The sequence below is a fragment of the Endozoicomonas sp. ISHI1 genome (assembly GCF_024606225.1).
Classification (GTDB): Bacteria; Pseudomonadota; Gammaproteobacteria; order Pseudomonadales; family Endozoicomonadaceae; genus Endozoicomonas_A.
Genome location: NZ_JAGRPU010000023.1, coordinates 1 through 16,136 on the forward strand (window position 1 = coordinate 1; position 16,136 = coordinate 16,136).

The window sequence follows — 16,136 nt, forward strand, 5'->3', positions numbered from 1 at the left end:
ATCATCTTCTGGATAATGGACTCTTTCATTTCTTTGGAGTAGCGAGTCATAACAGCCTCTTTTTGTATGCTCTCAATTATTGAGAGTCATGAATCAAAAGAGGCGACATCTATCCTGACACAGCGGGCCTCCGGGCTGGAGGAATGTTAAGCCTGCGGAGTTCGTGTGAGACTTGGGGAACACGGGGCTGGGCGCCCCCGATGATTCATCATCGTAAAAGTTCCCACTGTGGAACTTTTACGCGAGAACCAAGCCTGGGCGGCCCCGCTTGTTCCCTGAGCAACGAACTGTGAAACAGGAACCTGTTAGGTGACTAACGGGAATCTCGCTCCTTCAGGGGCGAGAGGATGTCAAAAGGTAGAAACCACGGCAAAATCATGAAAGTGCCTACCCAGCAAGGACATCAGCCAGATAGCGTTTGCTCATAGCTGCTTACTTTTGTTTTCTCTTCAGACCTGCTTCGAAGATTTTCGTGTTGTTCAGCAGATTGACTGCAATATGTCTAAAGCCTGCTAAACCTGATTGCCTTTGACCGCTAACAGATAGTCAGCCTCCTTTTTGACTATGGCCCGGGCTATATGTCGCTGACATCCCATGGCATCGAGGGTCACCAGACAACCCCTGATTTCCAGGAGCTTCAGGAGTTCGGGGATGGCGGTTATTTCATTAGATTTCTCTTCTGTTTTAAGCTGTCCCAGCCCCACGTTATTGGCCGCAGAGAAAGCACTAACCCTATGAATTGCCGACAATAACAGCGCAGATGGTCAACAAAAGGATGTCTGTTAGCTTGTGGCCGACTTTCCAAGCTTGCAGAGGGTCACTGATAATAGAGAGTTGTGAAATCAAATCGTGAGCATTCATGCTGCGGCCTTACCCTAGTGTGCAGTTATAAGGCCATAGACGTATTAAAAAGAAAACAAATATAAGCTACGTGCCAATAATTTCAGGGGTTTTCATCATTTTTCCCTGATCCAATAGTCTGTTGGATATTTGGTTCTGAGGTGAAGGTCGGCCAGGCATCAGCAAAGGGACGCATATGCATTATGAAATAACTGGATAACTTACAAAAGTTGATCTAGGTTGGAAGGCCAATGGAGTTAAACATTAAGAGATGATCATGGAAAACCTCTATAACACCGATTATCACGGCTGGATCGCCCGGCAACGTGAGCTTCTGAAAAACAACAGGCTTAACGAACTGGATATACCCAACCTGCTAGAGGCAATGGAACAGGAAATGGGGAATAACCACCATACACTTGAATCACATCTGAAGATTCTTTTATTACATCTGCTGAAATACCAGTATCAGGTAGAAGTTATCAATCCGGTGCTGCCGGAGCCATATAATTGTCGTGAATGGTTTGCAAGCATAGACAGGGCGAGGGATGCCATAGGGTCGCTACTCCGCAGAAACCCATCTCTGAAACGGGAGACCGACGTAATACTCCGTGAGGTTTACCCTAGTGCCAAGCGCATGGCTATTAAAGAAATGAACCGCTACGTGCAGAAGCACCAGCAGCTCAATAACAACAGTTTCTCACCTGACTGCCCCTGGACCTTCGGGCAAGTTATTGAGGATGACTGGCTGCCCTGCGATTAAATAGGCTACCCGGCTAACTGCATCTGGTTTTCTGTGCGAGCATGGCTTGTTTCTTGGATCGGATAGCTATCACCTTGCCATTGGTTCGTCTTGGGCTTTAAATATTTTGCTATTGCCCGACTAACTCACCAGACGATAGCTTCATTCAATTCATCTGGTATGCGGCTATGGATATCTTAGGCCCACCTAAAAGCAGGTTGGCACTGTCATTAGTAAATATTTTTTTGATAGCATATGTGCTATCATTGAATTCATGAAAACCATTGTACTTGATACCAGCTGCTTTGTTTCGGCGCTTCTCGGTATTGGCGGCGCAAGCCGGGAAATTCTCAGGTTGTGTCTGAATCGCCAGTTGAACCCTCTGATGGGCAATGCACTTTATACCGAGTATGAGTCGCTGTTAAACAGGCCAGTGCTCTGGAATAAAAGCCGTACTACCGAGTCGGAACGTGAGCAGGTGCTCAACGCGCTGCTAAGTATTACCCAGTGGGTTGAGATCTATTATCTCTGGCGGCCAAACTTACCAGACGAAGCTGACAATCACCTGGTAGAACTGGCAATGGCTGGTGGTGCCAGCCATATCATCACCAAGAACATTAAAGATGTTGGTCGCGGAGAACTGAGGTTTGACCACCTGACCATTTGTAATCCAGAAGACTTTATCAGGGAGATCAGGCAATGAGCGTACTTACCATTCGACTGACCGAAGAAAAACATGAACGCTTGAAGCAATTGGCCAAGTCCAGAAATATCAGTCTGAACAAATTGATGGATGAATTATCGACCATCGCCTTGGCAGAGTTTGATACCTATAACCGTTATTTGGTCAGAGCAGAATCAGGTAATCCAAAGGAAGCTCTGAAGATTCTGGACAGGCTGGATAGTGAGTCACGGTAAAATCATGAAAGTTCGTGCCTGGCCAGGACTGCAGCCGGATAGCATGTGCTCATAACAGCTTTCCTTTGCTTTCCCTTCAGGCCTGCTTTGAACGTTTTCGAACTGTTTGGCAGAGTGACTGCAATCTGTCTAAAGTCTGCCAAAATTTCTGCTCCAGCATGACTTCGAATTCGACACTCATCTTCTCTCATCGCACCATCAAGCTTCCTTTTTCACTTTTCTTAAAACATACCCTCGTTTTCCAGGCGTCAATAGCTTCCCCTCACTACAGAGCTAAGCTATCGTTGATGAACCATTGATACAGGGAGCATGGATATGTTTCAGACTTACAAAGCCACTGTAGATAGTAAGGTCAACCTCAAACTGCCAGATTACCAGTAAACCCTACTCTGATCCGACAGCAGTTGTTATTGCTGCAAACGACTTCAACCAGGGTACCCTTAACCGTGAGAGCTATGCGCGTCCGGGAAAGTTATTCACGGCACATCAAAGCAGAGAAGTTTAATGAAATTATTCGTCGACTACATCAAATTTTTTCAAGAAAAGAGCAATAACCCTTGAACTGATAGGTTGACTCGTTCCCTCGCTTTTAGGCCCCGTGGGTCCCAGCGTGGAAATGCATACCCACACCTGAAAACGGACTCTGTCGTATTGGCTCAGCATGGGAGCCAATGTTCTGCCAAACGTGGAAACGAGCCAAAGAACCTTGAAAATAGAACAGAGTTAAACGATGTCAATAATCAAGACCTGACCCTTTTTTCTGGCACTAGCTGGTAGGATAATCAGACCAGGCGGTTTGTTGTTAAAGTCATTCATGGTCTAAGCTTGCATCTCTTCCGTCGGTTAACACGAGCTGAGTGTGTCGCAAACGCTGTTCAAAGAACTGAAAAACATAGGCATTGATGAGGAGCTGGCGGCAGAAGTCAGTGCCTCCCTTGACCCGGACCACAATGCTAGCAAGAAAGACGTGCTCATCATGCAGGAGGCTATCTTGCAGCACCAGGTTCGCAGCGATCAAAAAATGGCCGACATGAAGGCCGAGTCAGACGCGCGCTACTACGAACTGAAAATGGAAAACTCCAAGGCATACACCGAACTGAAAACCGAAATCCACACCACCATCAACCGGCAATACCTTGTCACCTTTGGCGGTGCCCTGCTGACCATTGCTTCCGTACTGGCAGTAAACTGGTACTTTAATGTTTGACTCGTTCCCACGCTTTTAGGCCCCGTGGGTTCCAGCGTTGGAATGCATACCCACACCCGAAAACAAACTCTACAACTCGAGATATCGTATGAGTCCAACATAGGAACCACTGTTCTGCCAAACATGGAAACGACCCAAAGAGCATCAATAATAAAACAGAGTCAAACGACATCAACAATCAAGACCTACCCCTTTTTTCCAGCTTTTCCGCACAAGCACACTATCCCGAAAAAATGCCACCGGATTCAAAAACAACTTCCGCAATTTCCGCCAAAAACCACCATTCTTTTTTCTTACACCAGCCTGAAAATGAAACAGACCGGGATATTCCTCAACCGGAAAGCCATTCAACGATTGTTGCTCCCGTAACCAGCAAGGAAAATCAGAAAGCACCGTATCAGAGTCAAAAACACCGTTTTTTAAAACAGCCAATATCTCAGCGTCTGCCTGAAAGCCCGGCAAAGGTTCTGGCAATGTCACTGTGGCGTCCTTGAGAAACGGATAATCGGCAGGCCGTTGGCCAACAGGGTAATACATGGCCAGTCGGTGAATCAGATCAAAGTCTTCATAGCCATGGCCAGCAAACGCCTGACGAAAGGCACCCATCGCCAGAAACCATTCACGATGGATCAGTAAACAGCTGGAGGCCAAGGCGATGCCATCCACTTTACAGACTTCACCACGAAACCAGGATTCAAACGCCTCCTGGTATAAAGCCTGCTGCAAAACAGGCTTAAAAAATTCTGCCTTAAAATGGGCAGGCAACCGTCGCATTACGTACCTGCCGCCCCGGAGCGAATACACCTGGCTGATACTGATGGAAATAGCGCAGGTTGTTCTGCTGTCTATTAGTCAATTTTAAGCGCGTTGATTGTCGCCCCGTATCAAAAACCACGAGTTCGATATCTGGTTGATCTGTAAAACAGGCAATGGCCTGATCAAGACGCTCAACAGAAGCCCGATTGCCCGACCGCTTCCGAAAGGGGATAATAACGGAAAGAAGCGTATTCAAGGTCTATTACCCGTTCAACACCTTCAATACCTGCTCAACCTTCTCCGCCAACACCTGACAGTGCCGGGTAATTTCCGCCTTATCCTCTCCTTCTACCATCACCCGAACTACGGGTTCAGTACCGGAAGGGCGCAACAATACCCGGCCACAGCCAGCCAGTGCCTGTTCGCATTCGGTAACGGCACGGGTCACTGCAGGAATACGGGTAAGGTCTCGGCGCTCGGTCATAACAATATTGACCAGATGCTGTGGGTACTTGTTTATGCCTTGCTTCAGTTCCGCCAGGGTTTTTCCGGAATGTTGAACCGCTGCCAGTACCTGCAAAGCGGCCACAATACCATCACCCGCTGTAGTCACCTGTCGGCAGATCAAATGGCCGGAGGGTTCTCCTCCCAGATACCAGCCATTGGCCAGCAGCAACTCATTAACATAACGGTCGCCCACCGCTGCACGGGTAAACGGAATATTGCGCTGGGCCAGGGCGTGCTCCATCCCCAGGTTGGACATCACCGTGCCCACCACACCGCCCTGCAACAGACCACGGTCTTGCAGTGAGCAGGCCATAATAAACAGCAACTCATCGCCGTCCAGCTCGGCGCCATTGCCATCCGCCATGATCAGCCGGTCACCATCGCCATCAAAGGCAATGCCCAGATCTGCACGATGTTCCAGCACCTGCTGCTGCAAATGGTTAATACAGGTGGAACCCAAACCGTCATTAATATTGGTGCCATTGGGCTCAATACAGGTGCTGATCACCTCAGCCCCCAACTCAGCAAATACCGCAGGCTCCACCTTGTAACAGGCGCCGTTGGAGGCATCCACCACAATCTTCAGACCATGCAGATTCAGCCTGGGTTGTACGGTACTTTTGCAAAACTCGATAAATAGGAAATTGACCGACACGGCCACGGATGCCGTCGGTACCGAAGTATTTTCTAGTCATTGGAAATCAATAAAGGAATAAGAGGATAGGAAAAGTATCTTGCAGGGCTCAATAGAAAAGGCAGGGCGGTTAATGCTAAAACCAGCCCAAAAGGTTTGTGTATGATAGTAAACCAGCTAGACTATATAAGGTCTTAATTAAGTCTCATGGAGGCAATTCAGGATGAAACTCTCACAACAAGTCAAGCCTATCAGCTACCTGAAAGCCAATGCAGCTGAGGTACTGAACCAGCTGCAAGAAAGTCGGGAGCCGCTGGTGATCACCCAGAACGGTGAAGCTAAAGCTGTTATTCAGGATATCCACAGTTATGAAGCATTGCAGGAAGATATCGCCCTCTTAAAACTGCTGGCCTTGGGAAAACGACAGCTGGCCGACCATCACACCGTTACGGCAGACAGTGTAATGGCTGATATTGATCAACTCCTGATGGATGACGCTCCTGATAATAACCGGGACCATAACAATGGTGAAGAATCACAAAACAGCACAGGGGAGTAATCGTGACAAAAGTTATTCTCACTCAGGATGCCCGACGGGACATACTGGATATTGTCACCTACACCAGAGACCACTTTGGCAACCCCCGGGCAGTGAAATTAAGGCAGACTTTTAATACCGCCTTGCAAAGCCTCAGGGAGCAGCCCTATAAAGGTGCCATAGTTCCGGAACTGACCCGGTTCGGGAATACTGAATATCGGCAATTGGTAAGGAAGCCTTTTCGTATTATTTATTTAGTAACTAAGAACGCAACAGGAAATAACCAGGACGTCACCGTTGCCATATTGCTTTGCGCTGATGGGCGGAGAAATTTCAGCACATTATTGCAAAAGAGGCTGTTCAGGTGCTAAATGGTAGAGTACATCTGAACATACTGCTTACCATTCTGCTCCCAGGTACGATTATTCTCAGCCCATTCTCTGGCAGCGGTTGCCAGCCGCACGGCCAGTTGCTTTTCCAGCAGTTTTTCAAGACATTCTGCCAGTGAATCTGCATTATCCGGTCGACAGATAAGACCGGTAACCCCGTGTTCCACCATTTCGGTTAACGGTGGCAGATCAGAAACCACTACCGGTTTTTCCATTGCCATCGCTTCCAGCACCTTCATAGGGGGGACATAACGACAGACTGCATCATTCCTTCGTGGATAGGCACAACAGTCAAAACTAGCATACCAGCGTTGTGCATCACTGTGAGAGATGGCCCGGCATAATAAATATTATTCGTTTACTCGTTCCCACGCTCCAGCGTGGGAATGCATATGGTGTGCCGAGCATGTTGCACAGCTTGGGGGTGAAAGTCCCCTGCCCAGCCAGATGAGGGTGAAGGGCTAGCGAAACACAAGGTTTGTATCGCGAGGTACAGGCTGAAGGCAGTGTGGAGCAAAACTGCGAGCTGACGAACATAAATCGGATATGAGGCTGCCTGCGTGGGGACGAGTTAGCGTATGGTAACGAAGTCCCATACTCATCCGGACATTCAGGCAGTAGATCCGGCAGTTGTGCAGTGAAGGCGGTGTGACTTACCTTGGGAGGTCTGTGTAGTGTCTGACATTTCAGACTGAGGTCATCGTAAGGTGTCCTGATCGCTATACAGAAGTCAGCAGACGGCATAGTAGCTGGCGTATGCCAGTGAAAGCCTGAACGGTATAGAGTGGTGAATAGTTTCTGTTATTCGATACACCGGACGCAGACAAGTCCAGCAAACACTGGAACTCATGCCAAGTGGTCACGGCGGAACCGGAGGCTAACGCTATGAGGGCTGAGGTCGTGTCGGCATCACAGGATTAAGAAAGCCCGGCAGTTATTGACTGCTTAACTGACCGAAACGCCCAGTAAGGATCCACACCCGAAAACAGACTCTACAACCAGAGATATCGTATGAGTTCAACATGGGAGCCAGTGTTCTGCCAAACGTGGGAACGAGCCAAAGAGCTTTAAAAATAGAACAGAGTCAAACGATGTCAACAATCAAGACCTGACCCCGGTTTCCCAGAGTCAAACGATGTCAACAATCAAGACCTGACCCCGGTTTCGCTCAACAATCAAGACCTGACCCCGGTTTCGACCCTGACCCCGGTTTCCCTAGATCTGTAGATCTGTAGGCAAGGCCTGAATTTTTAATCTTGTATATACTCAGGTATATACAAGGGAGGTTCGAATATGAAAACGACCATTTTCAAAAACAACAGAACGCAGGCTGTACGCATTCCCAAAGAGTTTGCGTTTCCCGAAAATGTAAAGCACGTTCAAATCCAGAAACAAGGGAATACTTTGACCATTTCCCCCGTGGATGTTGACTGGGACGAATTTTTTGACAACATCACGGTCTGTCCGGATTACCCTGACAGAGAACAGCCTCTACCACAAGAACGTGATTTTGGAGATTGGTCATAATGAAATATTTACTTGACACCAATGTACTGATTCACATCCTGAGAGGGCGCGATAAAGGTAGTATTAAAGCACATTTTAAAAACAACAATGGTCGTATGTTTATATCAGCCGTTACTTTTGGTGAGCTTATGTTTGGCATTTGCTCCGCCCCAAAAAGACTTCGGGAGACAAAACAGGAAGAGTTAAATACCCTCCTGAGTGTTATCCCAATACTGGATTTTAACGAGGATGCAGCAGAGCACTCTTCTCAAATTCGACACTTCCTGAAATCTACCGGTCAGCTGATTGGCAGCTATGACAATATGATAGCTGGACATGCCCGAAGTCTGGAGCTGACCGTGGTTACCAATAACACCAAAGAATTTTGTAGAGTGCCGGGCTTAGAGGTTGAAGACTGGTCGCAACCCTTGACATAACGGGTAGCAAGAATCCAAACCTGACCCCCGATTTCGCTGTTTTTGTTCCAAACCTGAAAAAATCAAACCACTCCACTCAGAACGCGACTCAAAGATTCAACATCCAAAACCAACTGATTCGCGTTGTTCAGCATATCCTGCTTATCCACCTGCATAAGGTACTCAATCGCTTCAACCCATGAATCAACACTATCATCAACAACCAGGCCAGCACGGTAAAATCATGAAAGTTCGTGCCTGGCCAGGACTGCAGCCGGATAGCATGTGCTCATAACAGCTTTCCTTTGCTTTCCCTTCAGGCCTGCTTTGAACGTTTTCGAACTGTTTAGCAGAGTGACTGCAATCTGTCTAAAGTCTGCCAAAATTTCTGCTCCAGCATTACTTCGAATTCGACACTCATCTTCTCTCATCGCACCATCAAGCTTCCTTTTTCACTTTTCTTAAAACATACCCTCGTTTTCCAGGCGTCAATAGCTTCCCCTCACTACAGAGCTAAGCTATCGTTGATGAACCATTGATACAGGGAGCATGGATATGTTTCAGACTTACAAAGCCACTGTAGATAGTAAGGTCAACCTCAAACTGCCAGATAATCTGGTTTTGCCTTCAGGATCTAACGTATTGATAACCATACTTGAGGAGTCACCCGGCCAGCAGGTTAATGATGAAGTGCTGTTAAGTGAACCGTCACTCGCAGCAGACTGGAATAAGCCAGATGAGGATGAAGCATGGGAATGCCTTCAGCAGGAACAATAGTCACTATCAATTTCCCGTTCTCCGACTTGACGTCAACCAAACGCCGCCCGGCTCTGGTACTTGCTAGCGTTGGAAAAGGTGATGTTATTCTCTGCCAGATCACCAGTAAACCCTACTCTGATCCGACAGCAGTTGTTATTGCTGCAAACGACTTCAACCAGGGTACCCTTAACCGTGAGAGCTATGCGCGTCCGGGAAAGTTATTCACGGCACATCAAAGCAGAGAAGTTTAATGAAATTATTCGTCGACTACATCAAATTTTTTCAAGAAAAGAGCAATAACCCTTGAACTGATAGGTTGACTCGTTCCCTCGCTTTTAGGCCCCGTGGGTCCCAGCGTGGAAATGTATACCCACACCTGAAAACGGACTCTGTCGTATTGGCTCAGCATGGGAGCCAATGTTCTGCCAAACGTGGAAACGAGCCAAAGAATCTTGAAAATAGAACAGAGTTAAACGATGTCAATAATCAAGACCTGACCCTTTTTTCTGGCACTAGCTGGGAGGATAATCAGACCAGGCGGTTTGTTGTTAAAGTCATTCATGGTCTAAGCTTGCACCTCTTCCATCGGTTAACAAGAGCTGAGTGTGTCGGTAACGCTGTTTACAGAACTGAAAAACATAGGCATTGATGAGGAGCTGGCGGCAAAAGTCAGTGCCTCCCTTGACCCGGACCACAATGCCAGCAAGAAAGACGTGCTCATCATGCAGGAGGCTATCTTGCAGCACCAGGTTCGCAGCGATCAAAAAATGGCCGACATCAAAGCCGAGTCAGACGCCCGCTACCACCAACAGAAAGCTGAGACAGATGCCCGCTACTACGAACTGAAAGTGGAAAACTCCAAGGCATACGCCGAACTGAAAACCGAAATCCACACCACCATCAACCGGCAATACCTTGTTACCTTTGGCAGTGCCCTGCTGACCATTACTTCCGTACTGGCAGTAAACTGGTACTTTAACGTTTAGGCGTCTCAAACCTGAAAACGGACTCTACAACTTTATGTTGCCTTTGCACTGTACCTCAAATGATCTACAATGAAGCTGCACGGAACAAATATGACATACAAAGGTACTTACAATGAGCAAAAGCGCAATGATCCGGGCCAGAATAGAGCCTGATGTAAAGGAACACGCAGAGGCGATATTCAGGAAACTTGGGCTGAACGCAACAGACGCAATAACTTTGTTTTATAAGCAGGTAGGCTTGTGTAATGGGTTGCCTTTTGATGTTCGTATACCTAATCAAGAAACCCTGAAAACTTTCGAAGATACAGATAAGGGTGTAGGTTTGACCCGATATGATTCTATGGAAGAAATGTTTGATGATCTGGACAAAGAATGATGCTGACTCCAGTAAGGTCGACGAAATTCAAAAAGGATTATAAGAAAGTCGAGCGCCAGGGTAAGGATTTAAAGAAACTTAAAAAGATTATGGTTCAGCTCGCAAAAAAAGAACCACTTGAGCCGAAGCATAAAGATCATTACCTGACAGGAAATCACAAAGGACGTAGAGAATGTCATGTAGAATCTGATTGGTTATTGATCTACAAAGTGGTTGGAAGTGAAATCTTTTTTGAAAGAACTGGATCACATTCTGATTTATTTGGGTAGCAACTGGCTATTCCGGTGCATTGACTCGTTCCCACGCTTTCAGGCCTCGTGGGTCCCAGAGGGTGACGCAAAACTCCAACAGCTCGTTCCCAAGCTCTGAGATCGTCATTCCCGCGAAGGGTCGTCATTCCCGCGAAGGGTCGTCATTCCCGCGAAGGCGGGAATCCAGCGTCAACAGTGTGTCTCCACCTTCACGAGGATGACAAGGCCAGGGGAGTCCGGGCAGTATGGTTCTGATGGTGAGTCAGTGTGGATTCCCGCCTTCGCGGGAATGACGGGAATGACGGCAAGAAAACGACCCAAAGAGCCTCAAAAATAAAACAAAGTCAAACGATGTCAACAATCAAGACCCGCCCCTTTTTTCCCAACTTTTCCGCACAAACACACTATCCCGAAAAAACGCCACCGGACTTAAAAACAACTTCCGCCATTTCCGCCAGAAACCACCATGCTTTTTTCTTACACCAGCCTGAAAACGAAACAGACCAGGATATTCCTCAACCGGAAAGCCATTCAACGTTTGTTGCTCCCGTAACCAGCAAGGAAAATCAGAAAGTACCGTACCAGAGTCGAAAACACCGTTTTTTAAAACAGCCAATATTTCAGCATCTGCCTGAAAGCCCGGCAAAGGTTCTGGCAATGTCAACGTGGTGTCCTTGAGAATCTCGGCAAAACGAGCTTCATTCTCCTTTCTTTTACGGTGGTATTGTCGAGTCAGTGGCCTTGGGTGCCACTGGTGCAGCAGAAATGAACCGTTAAACAGATGCGGCACCGCGTAATAACTGAAGTGGCGGCGAAAGCCCCGGTAATCACCCGGAAACCGACTTTTCACATCCTCAGGATAATCGGCAGGTCGCTTGCCAACAGGGTAATACATGGCCAGTCGGTGAATCAGATCAAAGTCTTCATAGCCATGGCCAGCAAACGCCTCACGAAAGCCACCCATCGCCAGAAACCATTGACGATTAATCAGCAAACAGCTGGAGACCAGGGCGATGCCATCCACTTTACATACTTCACCACGAAACCAGGATTCAAACGCCTCCTGATATAAAGCCTGCTGCAAAACAGGCTTAAAAAATTCTGCCTTGAAATGGGCAGGCAACCGCCGCATTACGTACCTGTCCCGGAGCGAATACACGGCTGATACTGATGGAAATAGCGCAGGTTGTCCTGCAGTCTATTGAAGAAGGTTCTGAACTACAAGGAAGCAACACTGGTTCGCTGGGCTATGGGCAAATACAAGAAATTGAGAGGGTGAAAAAGGCGTGCTTCCCGATGTTTTGGGAGAGTCGCAAAGCGAGCCCCATGGTTAATGGCACACTGGCGTTTTGGTTGTGTGTCAGCGGTTGGGTAAGAAGAGCCGGATGAAGGGGGACTTTTATGTCCGAATCTGTGAGCAGCTGAGGGGGGGGCTTGGTTGACTCGACTGGGGTGGAGAGAGCTGGAGAAAGACCAGTCCTTACCCGATTTATACCCCGTTTGCAGGGACAGTGAAGAAAAAAGAATTTTCAGCTATGTCAATGCCACCACTTGTATAACCTTTTTCCGTGCTGTTAACATGGATTTCAAAGTTATGTGCCTGTGCTATATGTTGTGAGACATACAAACCAATACCCATCCCATCATGGTGTAGCCTATTAGCGTGCTTTCCTCGATAACCTTTATGAAAAATGAACTCTTTATCTTCCTCACTTATCACTGGACCTTGAGAGGTAACTTTAACTTCTACTCCATCTCTTACATCTTCAATATTAATCTCAACTTCTCTTGTTTTAGAATATTTTAAAGCATTATGTATAAGAGTAAGTGCGATAATAGGGAAAGACTCATATAGAAATATTTCTTTGAATGATGTCCCTGTTAAATTGAACTTTTTATTGTACTTCTTTCCTTCAGAGAAATATATTATTGCTTGAACTTTATCAAATAATTTATAGACATTTGTCTTTACGCTGCTACCATAAGATGCACTTGCTGGATTAAAAAAGACACCTAACATCTGTATTGAATCAGCAAGCATCCTAGACGATTGATAGAGTGCTTTTTGCTCATTTTTTGCATTTTCTAGTTTTTTCTTGAAGTTATCCCCAGGCAGAGACAATATCAATTTCTCTGAACTTATTTTGATTTGCTCAACCCACTTTACGGGATCATGAAAATAATGAAGAGTCTCTGACATTCGTTTCAAAGATTCCTCTTCAAACTGTGAGTTCAGTTTCTTTACTCTAGTTATCCATTGATTGTAAGTTTCAGATGAAAACTTATTTAGCTTAGATTTCTTTTGATTCTTTCCCTGAAATCCAATTAATATGATTTTGTCCTCTCCAGATTTTTGCATATAAGAAACAACATTTTTTTTGCATATATACTGGTAGGTGTCACTATCTAAACAATCTCTCACATGACAACTTTCACATATATCAGGTGTAATATATTTATCACCAGGAATGAAATGATCATTTATAAAAACAGGCCACGGTGTTGAGAATAGGTCAGCCTCTAATACAGATACCAAATACTTACTCACAGCAGATCCTTCAATTTTTTGCTTTTTTCCTTGAGTTTATAAGCATCGACTTTGTACGAATACTTATTTACGGATTTGATTAGTCTATCTTCATCGATACTTTTACTTAAGTAGTCTGTAACGCAGTGAATTATTTTTTTATGCTGTCTATGCGAAAGATCACAGTCGTTTAATAGACTGTCAATTTCTTTGGCTATATCTGTTGGAGAATAATGCTTATTAAGAACCCTTAAAATCAACTCTTCGCATGCTTTTTCATCAATCGGTGTTTTTGATTGCTCATCTGCAAGTTTAAAAAACTCTGTGAGTGTCGGATCATATCTTTTTGAGGAAACCCCAATTATAACTATTCCGTTTATCTCTGACCGAACACGTTTTATGAGTTCAAAACCTCCTTTTTGTGGGTCTTCGATAACAACATTAGTAATATCAAGAAATATAAGATCATAATTTTTAATAAACTCATAATCTGAAAGGCTAACCTGCGTATAAGAGGTAACGTTGAATCCTCTTTTTCTAAGATGATCAATGGGGTATTGATCTTGATCGTCATCGATAATTGCAATTTTTCGTTTTTTAAGTCTTTCTATATTATTTTCAATATAATTAGACTTTATATAATTACTGATATTGCTATGATCATGGAATGAGTCAGCCTTGTTTCGAGTATATTTATATATTTCTCTTAATATGCTACCAATTGTGATGGTTCCTAATACAACTGTTAATAAATTAGAAATCCACCCAGAGTTGCTCCAAAACGAAATAAATTGCGACAACTTAATTATAATCCTTTGTTTAAGACTTAATGATAGATAAGGGGGGCAACGCCAAATTCAGTGGCTGCCGAAGTCAGTCCGCTGGAATTTTTTGGTACGCCCGGCATGGGCGAACTTATGAGGTGAAAGTCCCCTGTGGGTAAACCAGGCCGAGGGGTGTCATGATCCGTTCCCACGCACCAGCGCGGAAATGCAAACCCATACCTGAAAACAGGCTCAACAACTTGAGATGTCGTATGGGTTCAGTACGGGAGCCACTGTTTTGCCACACTTGGGAACGAGCCAAAGTACCTTAAAAATAGAACAGAGTTAAACGATGTCAACAATCAAACCCCTTCACTGAGAACACGACTCAAAGATTCAACATCCAGTACCAACTGATTTGCGTTGTTCAGCATATCCTGCTTATCCAACTGCATAAGGTACTCAATCGCTTCAACCCATGAATCCACTCTGTCATCAACAACTAAACCAGCATTACTTTCTTCTATCTTCTTCGACAAAGGAAAGCGATCAGAATAGACACCCACCGCCTTCTGACGACAGATGTCAAGCAATTTAGTATGGGATCGGGAATGGTTGAAAGAGGTGTCCATCAGAGGTGCCAGACCAATATCCATGGTCCTTGATACAGTCATGGTGAGATAGTCGGGCCAGGGCATGGGGTGGATGACCTGAACACGGGGAATACCTCTTACCGCTTTATACAGTGAATGGTCACCGATCAGTTCAAACCAGGTATTCAGGTTGCGCGACTGTACTTTTCTAATAACGTTTAATACAAACTTCCAGTCTTCTTGATGAGAGCTGCTACCGTGATAAAAACATCGAACCAAAGGTCGCTTTTCTTTTAGTATCTGACAGGGGGGGAGAACCGTTTCTGCTGGTAATTGATATTTTTCTGCCAAGTGAGCAGTAGAAACCCAGATCTTGTTACACAGCTTTGTTAGTAGAGGGCTTGCTTTTTTGTACCAGGAAGAAAGTCGTTTGCGATAGCTTTTTGGAAGTGTATGATCAAGATGAGCGGCTGGAATATCGTCATCTATGAACCATACCAAATTAGAAAAATTAAATTTGTATGCATTCAAGAATTTCAGTGCATCTAATGGAACGTCACGAACAAGAATAAGTGTACAGCCATCCGTTATGTGCTCTTGTAATTGATATACATAGTCGCTGGCACAAGTATCAATTTCTCTATAATCAGTATCTTTCTCTTTACGACTTCTGAGATAAAACTCGACAGTAGCTGATTCTAGATTGCCAAAAACAACAACCTTCTTAGATGAACGAATATCATAATTTGCAGAAGGTATGAAAAGACCTTGTTTTTTTTTTGGAAATTTTAACATCACTCAAAACGAGCTATATAATTTTTCAGAACTAACGCCTGTTCACTATCTGGCATCATAGCTAAAGCACTAAACAAAAATTGCTTTGATAGAGCTTCCTGGCTCAACTTATCAGACTTTATAACAACATCTGCGCTGTTATAAAGTGCGATACGTTTTGGTGAAAACTGCGTCGTCATATATTGCTCAAAAGAGATATCCAGTTTACGCGCCTTCCTGAAACGATCATAAGCCACAGCAGGTGTAGCCATTATTGATAGTGATTTACAGGATGAAACCCATTCCAGAGAGTGTTTGGCATCTAGAAAACCTGTTCCTACATCAACAATTATCGGCTGATTGTCACTAGCTTTCATGTGCTCTTCAAGCACATTTAATCCATAGTTGACGAAACGATCTCTGTCATTCTCAAAGTACTTGATTAAAGCATTCAAGTCTTCTTTTTTATCAATCAGCCCTGAATCTCTTGCCTGCTTATGAACAATATTATCCAAAACAATGAAATGAGCATTCTTTACTGCTTTCATTGCATATTTGGAAACTGTCGTTTTACCTATGCCAGAAGGACCCATAAGCAAAATTGGTTCTTTCAAAATTATCTCTTTTAATAGTCTGGTTAAAATGTTGTTTTT

At 45.1% G+C, this 16,136-nt stretch carries 23 protein-coding genes and 1 pseudogene; 14 read left to right on the plus strand and 10 right to left on the minus strand.

All coding sequences use genetic code 11. From position 1 onward, the window contains the following. Positions 1–518 precede the first annotated feature (518 nt). Positions 519–746, minus strand: a pseudogene (locus KBW69_RS14695) (ISAs1 family transposase); the annotation flags it as partial. Between the two features lie 371 nt (positions 747–1,117). On the opposite strand from KBW69_RS14695, the gene KBW69_RS14700 reads away from it, so the two are divergent. From KBW69_RS14700 to KBW69_RS14715, 4 genes are all read left to right on the plus strand, one after another. After that, on the plus strand, positions 1,118–1,603 hold the full coding sequence (locus KBW69_RS14700) for a DUF29 domain-containing protein (protein ID WP_257255551.1): 486 nt from the start codon (positions 1,118–1,120) through the stop codon (positions 1,601–1,603). Positions 1,604–1,856: 253 nt separating this feature from the next. Continuing rightward, a complete protein-coding gene (locus tag KBW69_RS14705) occupies positions 1,857–2,285 on the plus strand; it encodes a putative toxin-antitoxin system toxin component, PIN family (RefSeq protein WP_257255552.1) in 429 nt (142 codons plus the stop codon). Further along, a complete protein-coding gene (locus KBW69_RS14710; RefSeq protein ID WP_257255553.1) occupies positions 2,282–2,500 on the plus strand; it encodes a toxin-antitoxin system HicB family antitoxin in 219 nt (72 codons plus the stop codon). Before KBW69_RS14705 ends, KBW69_RS14710 begins: the two co-directional genes overlap by 4 nt. A gap of 859 nt (positions 2,501–3,359) precedes the next feature. After that, complete coding sequence (locus KBW69_RS14715) at positions 3,360–3,707, plus strand: hypothetical protein (RefSeq protein ID WP_257281337.1); 348 nt, start codon at positions 3,360–3,362, stop codon at positions 3,705–3,707. A gap of 171 nt (positions 3,708–3,878) precedes the next feature. Here the strand turns inward: KBW69_RS14715 and KBW69_RS14720 are convergent, their stop codons facing one another. From KBW69_RS14720 to KBW69_RS14730, 3 genes are read right to left on the minus strand one after another with little or no spacing between them, the layout of a single operon-like run. After that, on the minus strand, positions 3,879–4,481 hold the full coding sequence (locus KBW69_RS14720; protein WP_257281338.1) for a hypothetical protein: 603 nt from the start codon (positions 4,479–4,481) through the stop codon (positions 3,879–3,881). Next, positions 4,456–4,719 (minus strand): hypothetical protein, encoded by a 264-nt coding sequence (locus KBW69_RS14725; protein ID WP_257281339.1) that lies wholly within the window; start codon positions 4,717–4,719, stop codon positions 4,456–4,458. Before KBW69_RS14725 ends, KBW69_RS14720 begins: the two co-directional genes overlap by 26 nt. Before the next feature lie 6 nt (positions 4,720–4,725). After that, entirely contained in the window at positions 4,726–5,631 is a 906-nt protein-coding gene (locus KBW69_RS14730; protein ID WP_373690702.1) for a hypothetical protein, read from the minus strand. A 196-nt stretch (positions 5,632–5,827) separates the two neighbouring features. Here KBW69_RS14730 and KBW69_RS14735 point away from each other — a divergent pair, with 196 nt between their 5' ends. Both KBW69_RS14735 and KBW69_RS14740 read left to right on the plus strand, forming a co-directional pair. Then, positions 5,828–6,163: a type II toxin-antitoxin system Phd/YefM family antitoxin gene (locus KBW69_RS14735; protein WP_257252408.1), complete on the plus strand. Its 336-nt coding sequence runs from the start codon at positions 5,828–5,830 to the stop codon at positions 6,161–6,163. A gap of 2 nt (positions 6,164–6,165) precedes the next feature. Continuing rightward, the gene (locus tag KBW69_RS14740; RefSeq protein WP_257281341.1) at positions 6,166–6,513 is read left to right on the plus strand and encodes a type II toxin-antitoxin system RelE/ParE family toxin; all 348 of its coding nucleotides are present in this window, start codon (positions 6,166–6,168) and stop codon (positions 6,511–6,513) included. On the opposite strand, the gene KBW69_RS14745 is transcribed toward KBW69_RS14740, so the two are convergent. Next, a complete protein-coding gene (locus KBW69_RS14745) occupies positions 6,510–6,863 on the minus strand; it encodes a glycosyltransferase family 4 protein (protein WP_257281403.1) in 354 nt (117 codons plus the stop codon). The genes KBW69_RS14740 and KBW69_RS14745 overlap by 4 nt on opposite strands. A 961-nt stretch (positions 6,864–7,824) precedes the next feature. Between KBW69_RS14745 and KBW69_RS14750 the strand changes: the two genes are divergently transcribed. From KBW69_RS14750 to KBW69_RS14780, 7 genes are all read left to right on the plus strand, one after another. After that, positions 7,825–8,058: an antitoxin gene (locus KBW69_RS14750; protein WP_257281342.1), complete on the plus strand. Its 234-nt coding sequence runs from the start codon at positions 7,825–7,827 to the stop codon at positions 8,056–8,058. Further along, a complete protein-coding gene (locus tag KBW69_RS14755) occupies positions 8,058–8,474 on the plus strand; it encodes a type II toxin-antitoxin system VapC family toxin (protein WP_257281343.1) in 417 nt (138 codons plus the stop codon). Before KBW69_RS14750 ends, KBW69_RS14755 begins: the two co-directional genes overlap by 1 nt. A 534-nt stretch (positions 8,475–9,008) precedes the next feature. Next, a complete protein-coding gene (locus KBW69_RS14760; RefSeq protein WP_257281344.1) occupies positions 9,009–9,230 on the plus strand; it encodes a hypothetical protein in 222 nt (73 codons plus the stop codon). Further along, on the plus strand, positions 9,203–9,463 hold the full coding sequence (locus KBW69_RS14765) for a type II toxin-antitoxin system PemK/MazF family toxin (RefSeq protein WP_257281345.1): 261 nt from the start codon (positions 9,203–9,205) through the stop codon (positions 9,461–9,463). The genes KBW69_RS14760 and KBW69_RS14765 overlap by 28 nt, the downstream gene beginning before the upstream one ends. Positions 9,464–9,817: 354 nt before the next feature. Then, the gene (locus tag KBW69_RS14770; RefSeq protein ID WP_257281346.1) at positions 9,818–10,198 is read left to right on the plus strand and encodes a hypothetical protein; all 381 of its coding nucleotides are present in this window, start codon (positions 9,818–9,820) and stop codon (positions 10,196–10,198) included. A 112-nt stretch (positions 10,199–10,310) separates the two neighbouring features. After that, positions 10,311–10,574, plus strand: a complete 264-nt coding sequence (locus tag KBW69_RS14775) for a type II toxin-antitoxin system RelB/DinJ family antitoxin (RefSeq protein WP_257252413.1) — start codon at positions 10,311–10,313, stop codon at positions 10,572–10,574. After that, a complete protein-coding gene (locus tag KBW69_RS14780) occupies positions 10,571–10,843 on the plus strand; it encodes a type II toxin-antitoxin system YafQ family toxin (protein WP_257252412.1) in 273 nt (90 codons plus the stop codon). The genes KBW69_RS14775 and KBW69_RS14780 overlap by 4 nt, the downstream gene beginning before the upstream one ends. A gap of 343 nt (positions 10,844–11,186) precedes the next feature. On the opposite strand, the gene KBW69_RS14785 is transcribed toward KBW69_RS14780, so the two are convergent. Beyond that, positions 11,187–11,957 (minus strand): galactosyltransferase-related protein, encoded by a 771-nt coding sequence (locus tag KBW69_RS14785; RefSeq protein WP_257281347.1) that lies wholly within the window; start codon positions 11,955–11,957, stop codon positions 11,187–11,189. 38 nt (positions 11,958–11,995) lie between these two features. Here KBW69_RS14785 and KBW69_RS14790 point away from each other — a divergent pair, with 38 nt between their 5' ends. Beyond that, positions 11,996–12,214 (plus strand): hypothetical protein, encoded by a 219-nt coding sequence (locus KBW69_RS14790; protein WP_257281348.1) that lies wholly within the window; start codon positions 11,996–11,998, stop codon positions 12,212–12,214. Positions 12,215–12,314: 100 nt separating this feature from the next. Here the strand turns inward: KBW69_RS14790 and KBW69_RS14795 are convergent, their stop codons facing one another. The 4 genes from KBW69_RS14795 to KBW69_RS14810 form a co-directional block, all read right to left on the minus strand. After that, complete coding sequence (locus tag KBW69_RS14795; RefSeq protein WP_257281349.1) at positions 12,315–13,373, minus strand: ATP-binding protein; 1,059 nt, start codon at positions 13,371–13,373, stop codon at positions 12,315–12,317. Continuing rightward, entirely contained in the window at positions 13,370–14,152 is a 783-nt protein-coding gene (locus tag KBW69_RS14800; protein ID WP_257281350.1) for a hypothetical protein, read from the minus strand. The genes KBW69_RS14795 and KBW69_RS14800 overlap by 4 nt, the downstream gene beginning before the upstream one ends. A 326-nt stretch (positions 14,153–14,478) precedes the next feature. Then, positions 14,479–15,504, minus strand: a complete 1,026-nt coding sequence (locus KBW69_RS14805; protein ID WP_257281351.1) for a hypothetical protein — start codon at positions 15,502–15,504, stop codon at positions 14,479–14,481. Then, positions 15,504–16,097, minus strand: a complete 594-nt coding sequence (locus tag KBW69_RS14810) for an AAA family ATPase (protein WP_257281352.1) — start codon at positions 16,095–16,097, stop codon at positions 15,504–15,506. The genes KBW69_RS14805 and KBW69_RS14810 overlap by 1 nt, the downstream gene beginning before the upstream one ends. Positions 16,098–16,136: the final 39 nt, after the last annotated feature.

Excerpts from the sequence above, each read along its gene's own strand:
- KBW69_RS14755 (WP_257281343.1), top strand. The coding sequence starts at position 8,058 with ATGAAATATTTACTTGACACCAATGTACTGATTCACATCCTGAGAGGG.
- KBW69_RS14720 (WP_257281338.1), bottom strand. The coding sequence starts at position 4,481 with ATGCGACGGTTGCCTGCCCATTTTAAGGCAGAATTTTTTAAGCCTGTT.
- KBW69_RS14760 (WP_257281344.1), top strand. The coding sequence starts at position 9,009 with ATGTTTCAGACTTACAAAGCCACTGTAGATAGTAAGGTCAACCTCAAA.
- KBW69_RS14750 (WP_257281342.1), top strand. The coding sequence starts at position 7,825 with ATGAAAACGACCATTTTCAAAAACAACAGAACGCAGGCTGTACGCATT.
- KBW69_RS14700 (WP_257255551.1), top strand. The coding sequence starts at position 1,118 with ATGGAAAACCTCTATAACACCGATTATCACGGCTGGATCGCCCGGCAA.
- KBW69_RS14765 (WP_257281345.1), top strand. The coding sequence starts at position 9,203 with ATGGGAATGCCTTCAGCAGGAACAATAGTCACTATCAATTTCCCGTTC.
- KBW69_RS14705 (WP_257255552.1), top strand. The coding sequence starts at position 1,857 with ATGAAAACCATTGTACTTGATACCAGCTGCTTTGTTTCGGCGCTTCTC.
- KBW69_RS14790 (WP_257281348.1), top strand. The coding sequence starts at position 11,996 with ATGGAAATAGCGCAGGTTGTCCTGCAGTCTATTGAAGAAGGTTCTGAA.
- KBW69_RS14710 (WP_257255553.1), top strand. The coding sequence starts at position 2,282 with ATGAGCGTACTTACCATTCGACTGACCGAAGAAAAACATGAACGCTTG.
- KBW69_RS14735 (WP_257252408.1), top strand. The coding sequence starts at position 5,828 with ATGAAACTCTCACAACAAGTCAAGCCTATCAGCTACCTGAAAGCCAAT.
- KBW69_RS14780 (WP_257252412.1), top strand. The coding sequence starts at position 10,571 with ATGATGCTGACTCCAGTAAGGTCGACGAAATTCAAAAAGGATTATAAG.
- KBW69_RS14785 (WP_257281347.1), bottom strand. The coding sequence starts at position 11,957 with ATGCGGCGGTTGCCTGCCCATTTCAAGGCAGAATTTTTTAAGCCTGTT.
- KBW69_RS14775 (WP_257252413.1), top strand. The coding sequence starts at position 10,311 with ATGAGCAAAAGCGCAATGATCCGGGCCAGAATAGAGCCTGATGTAAAG.
- KBW69_RS14805 (WP_257281351.1), bottom strand. The coding sequence starts at position 15,504 with ATGTTAAAATTTCCAAAAAAAAAACAAGGTCTTTTCATACCTTCTGCA.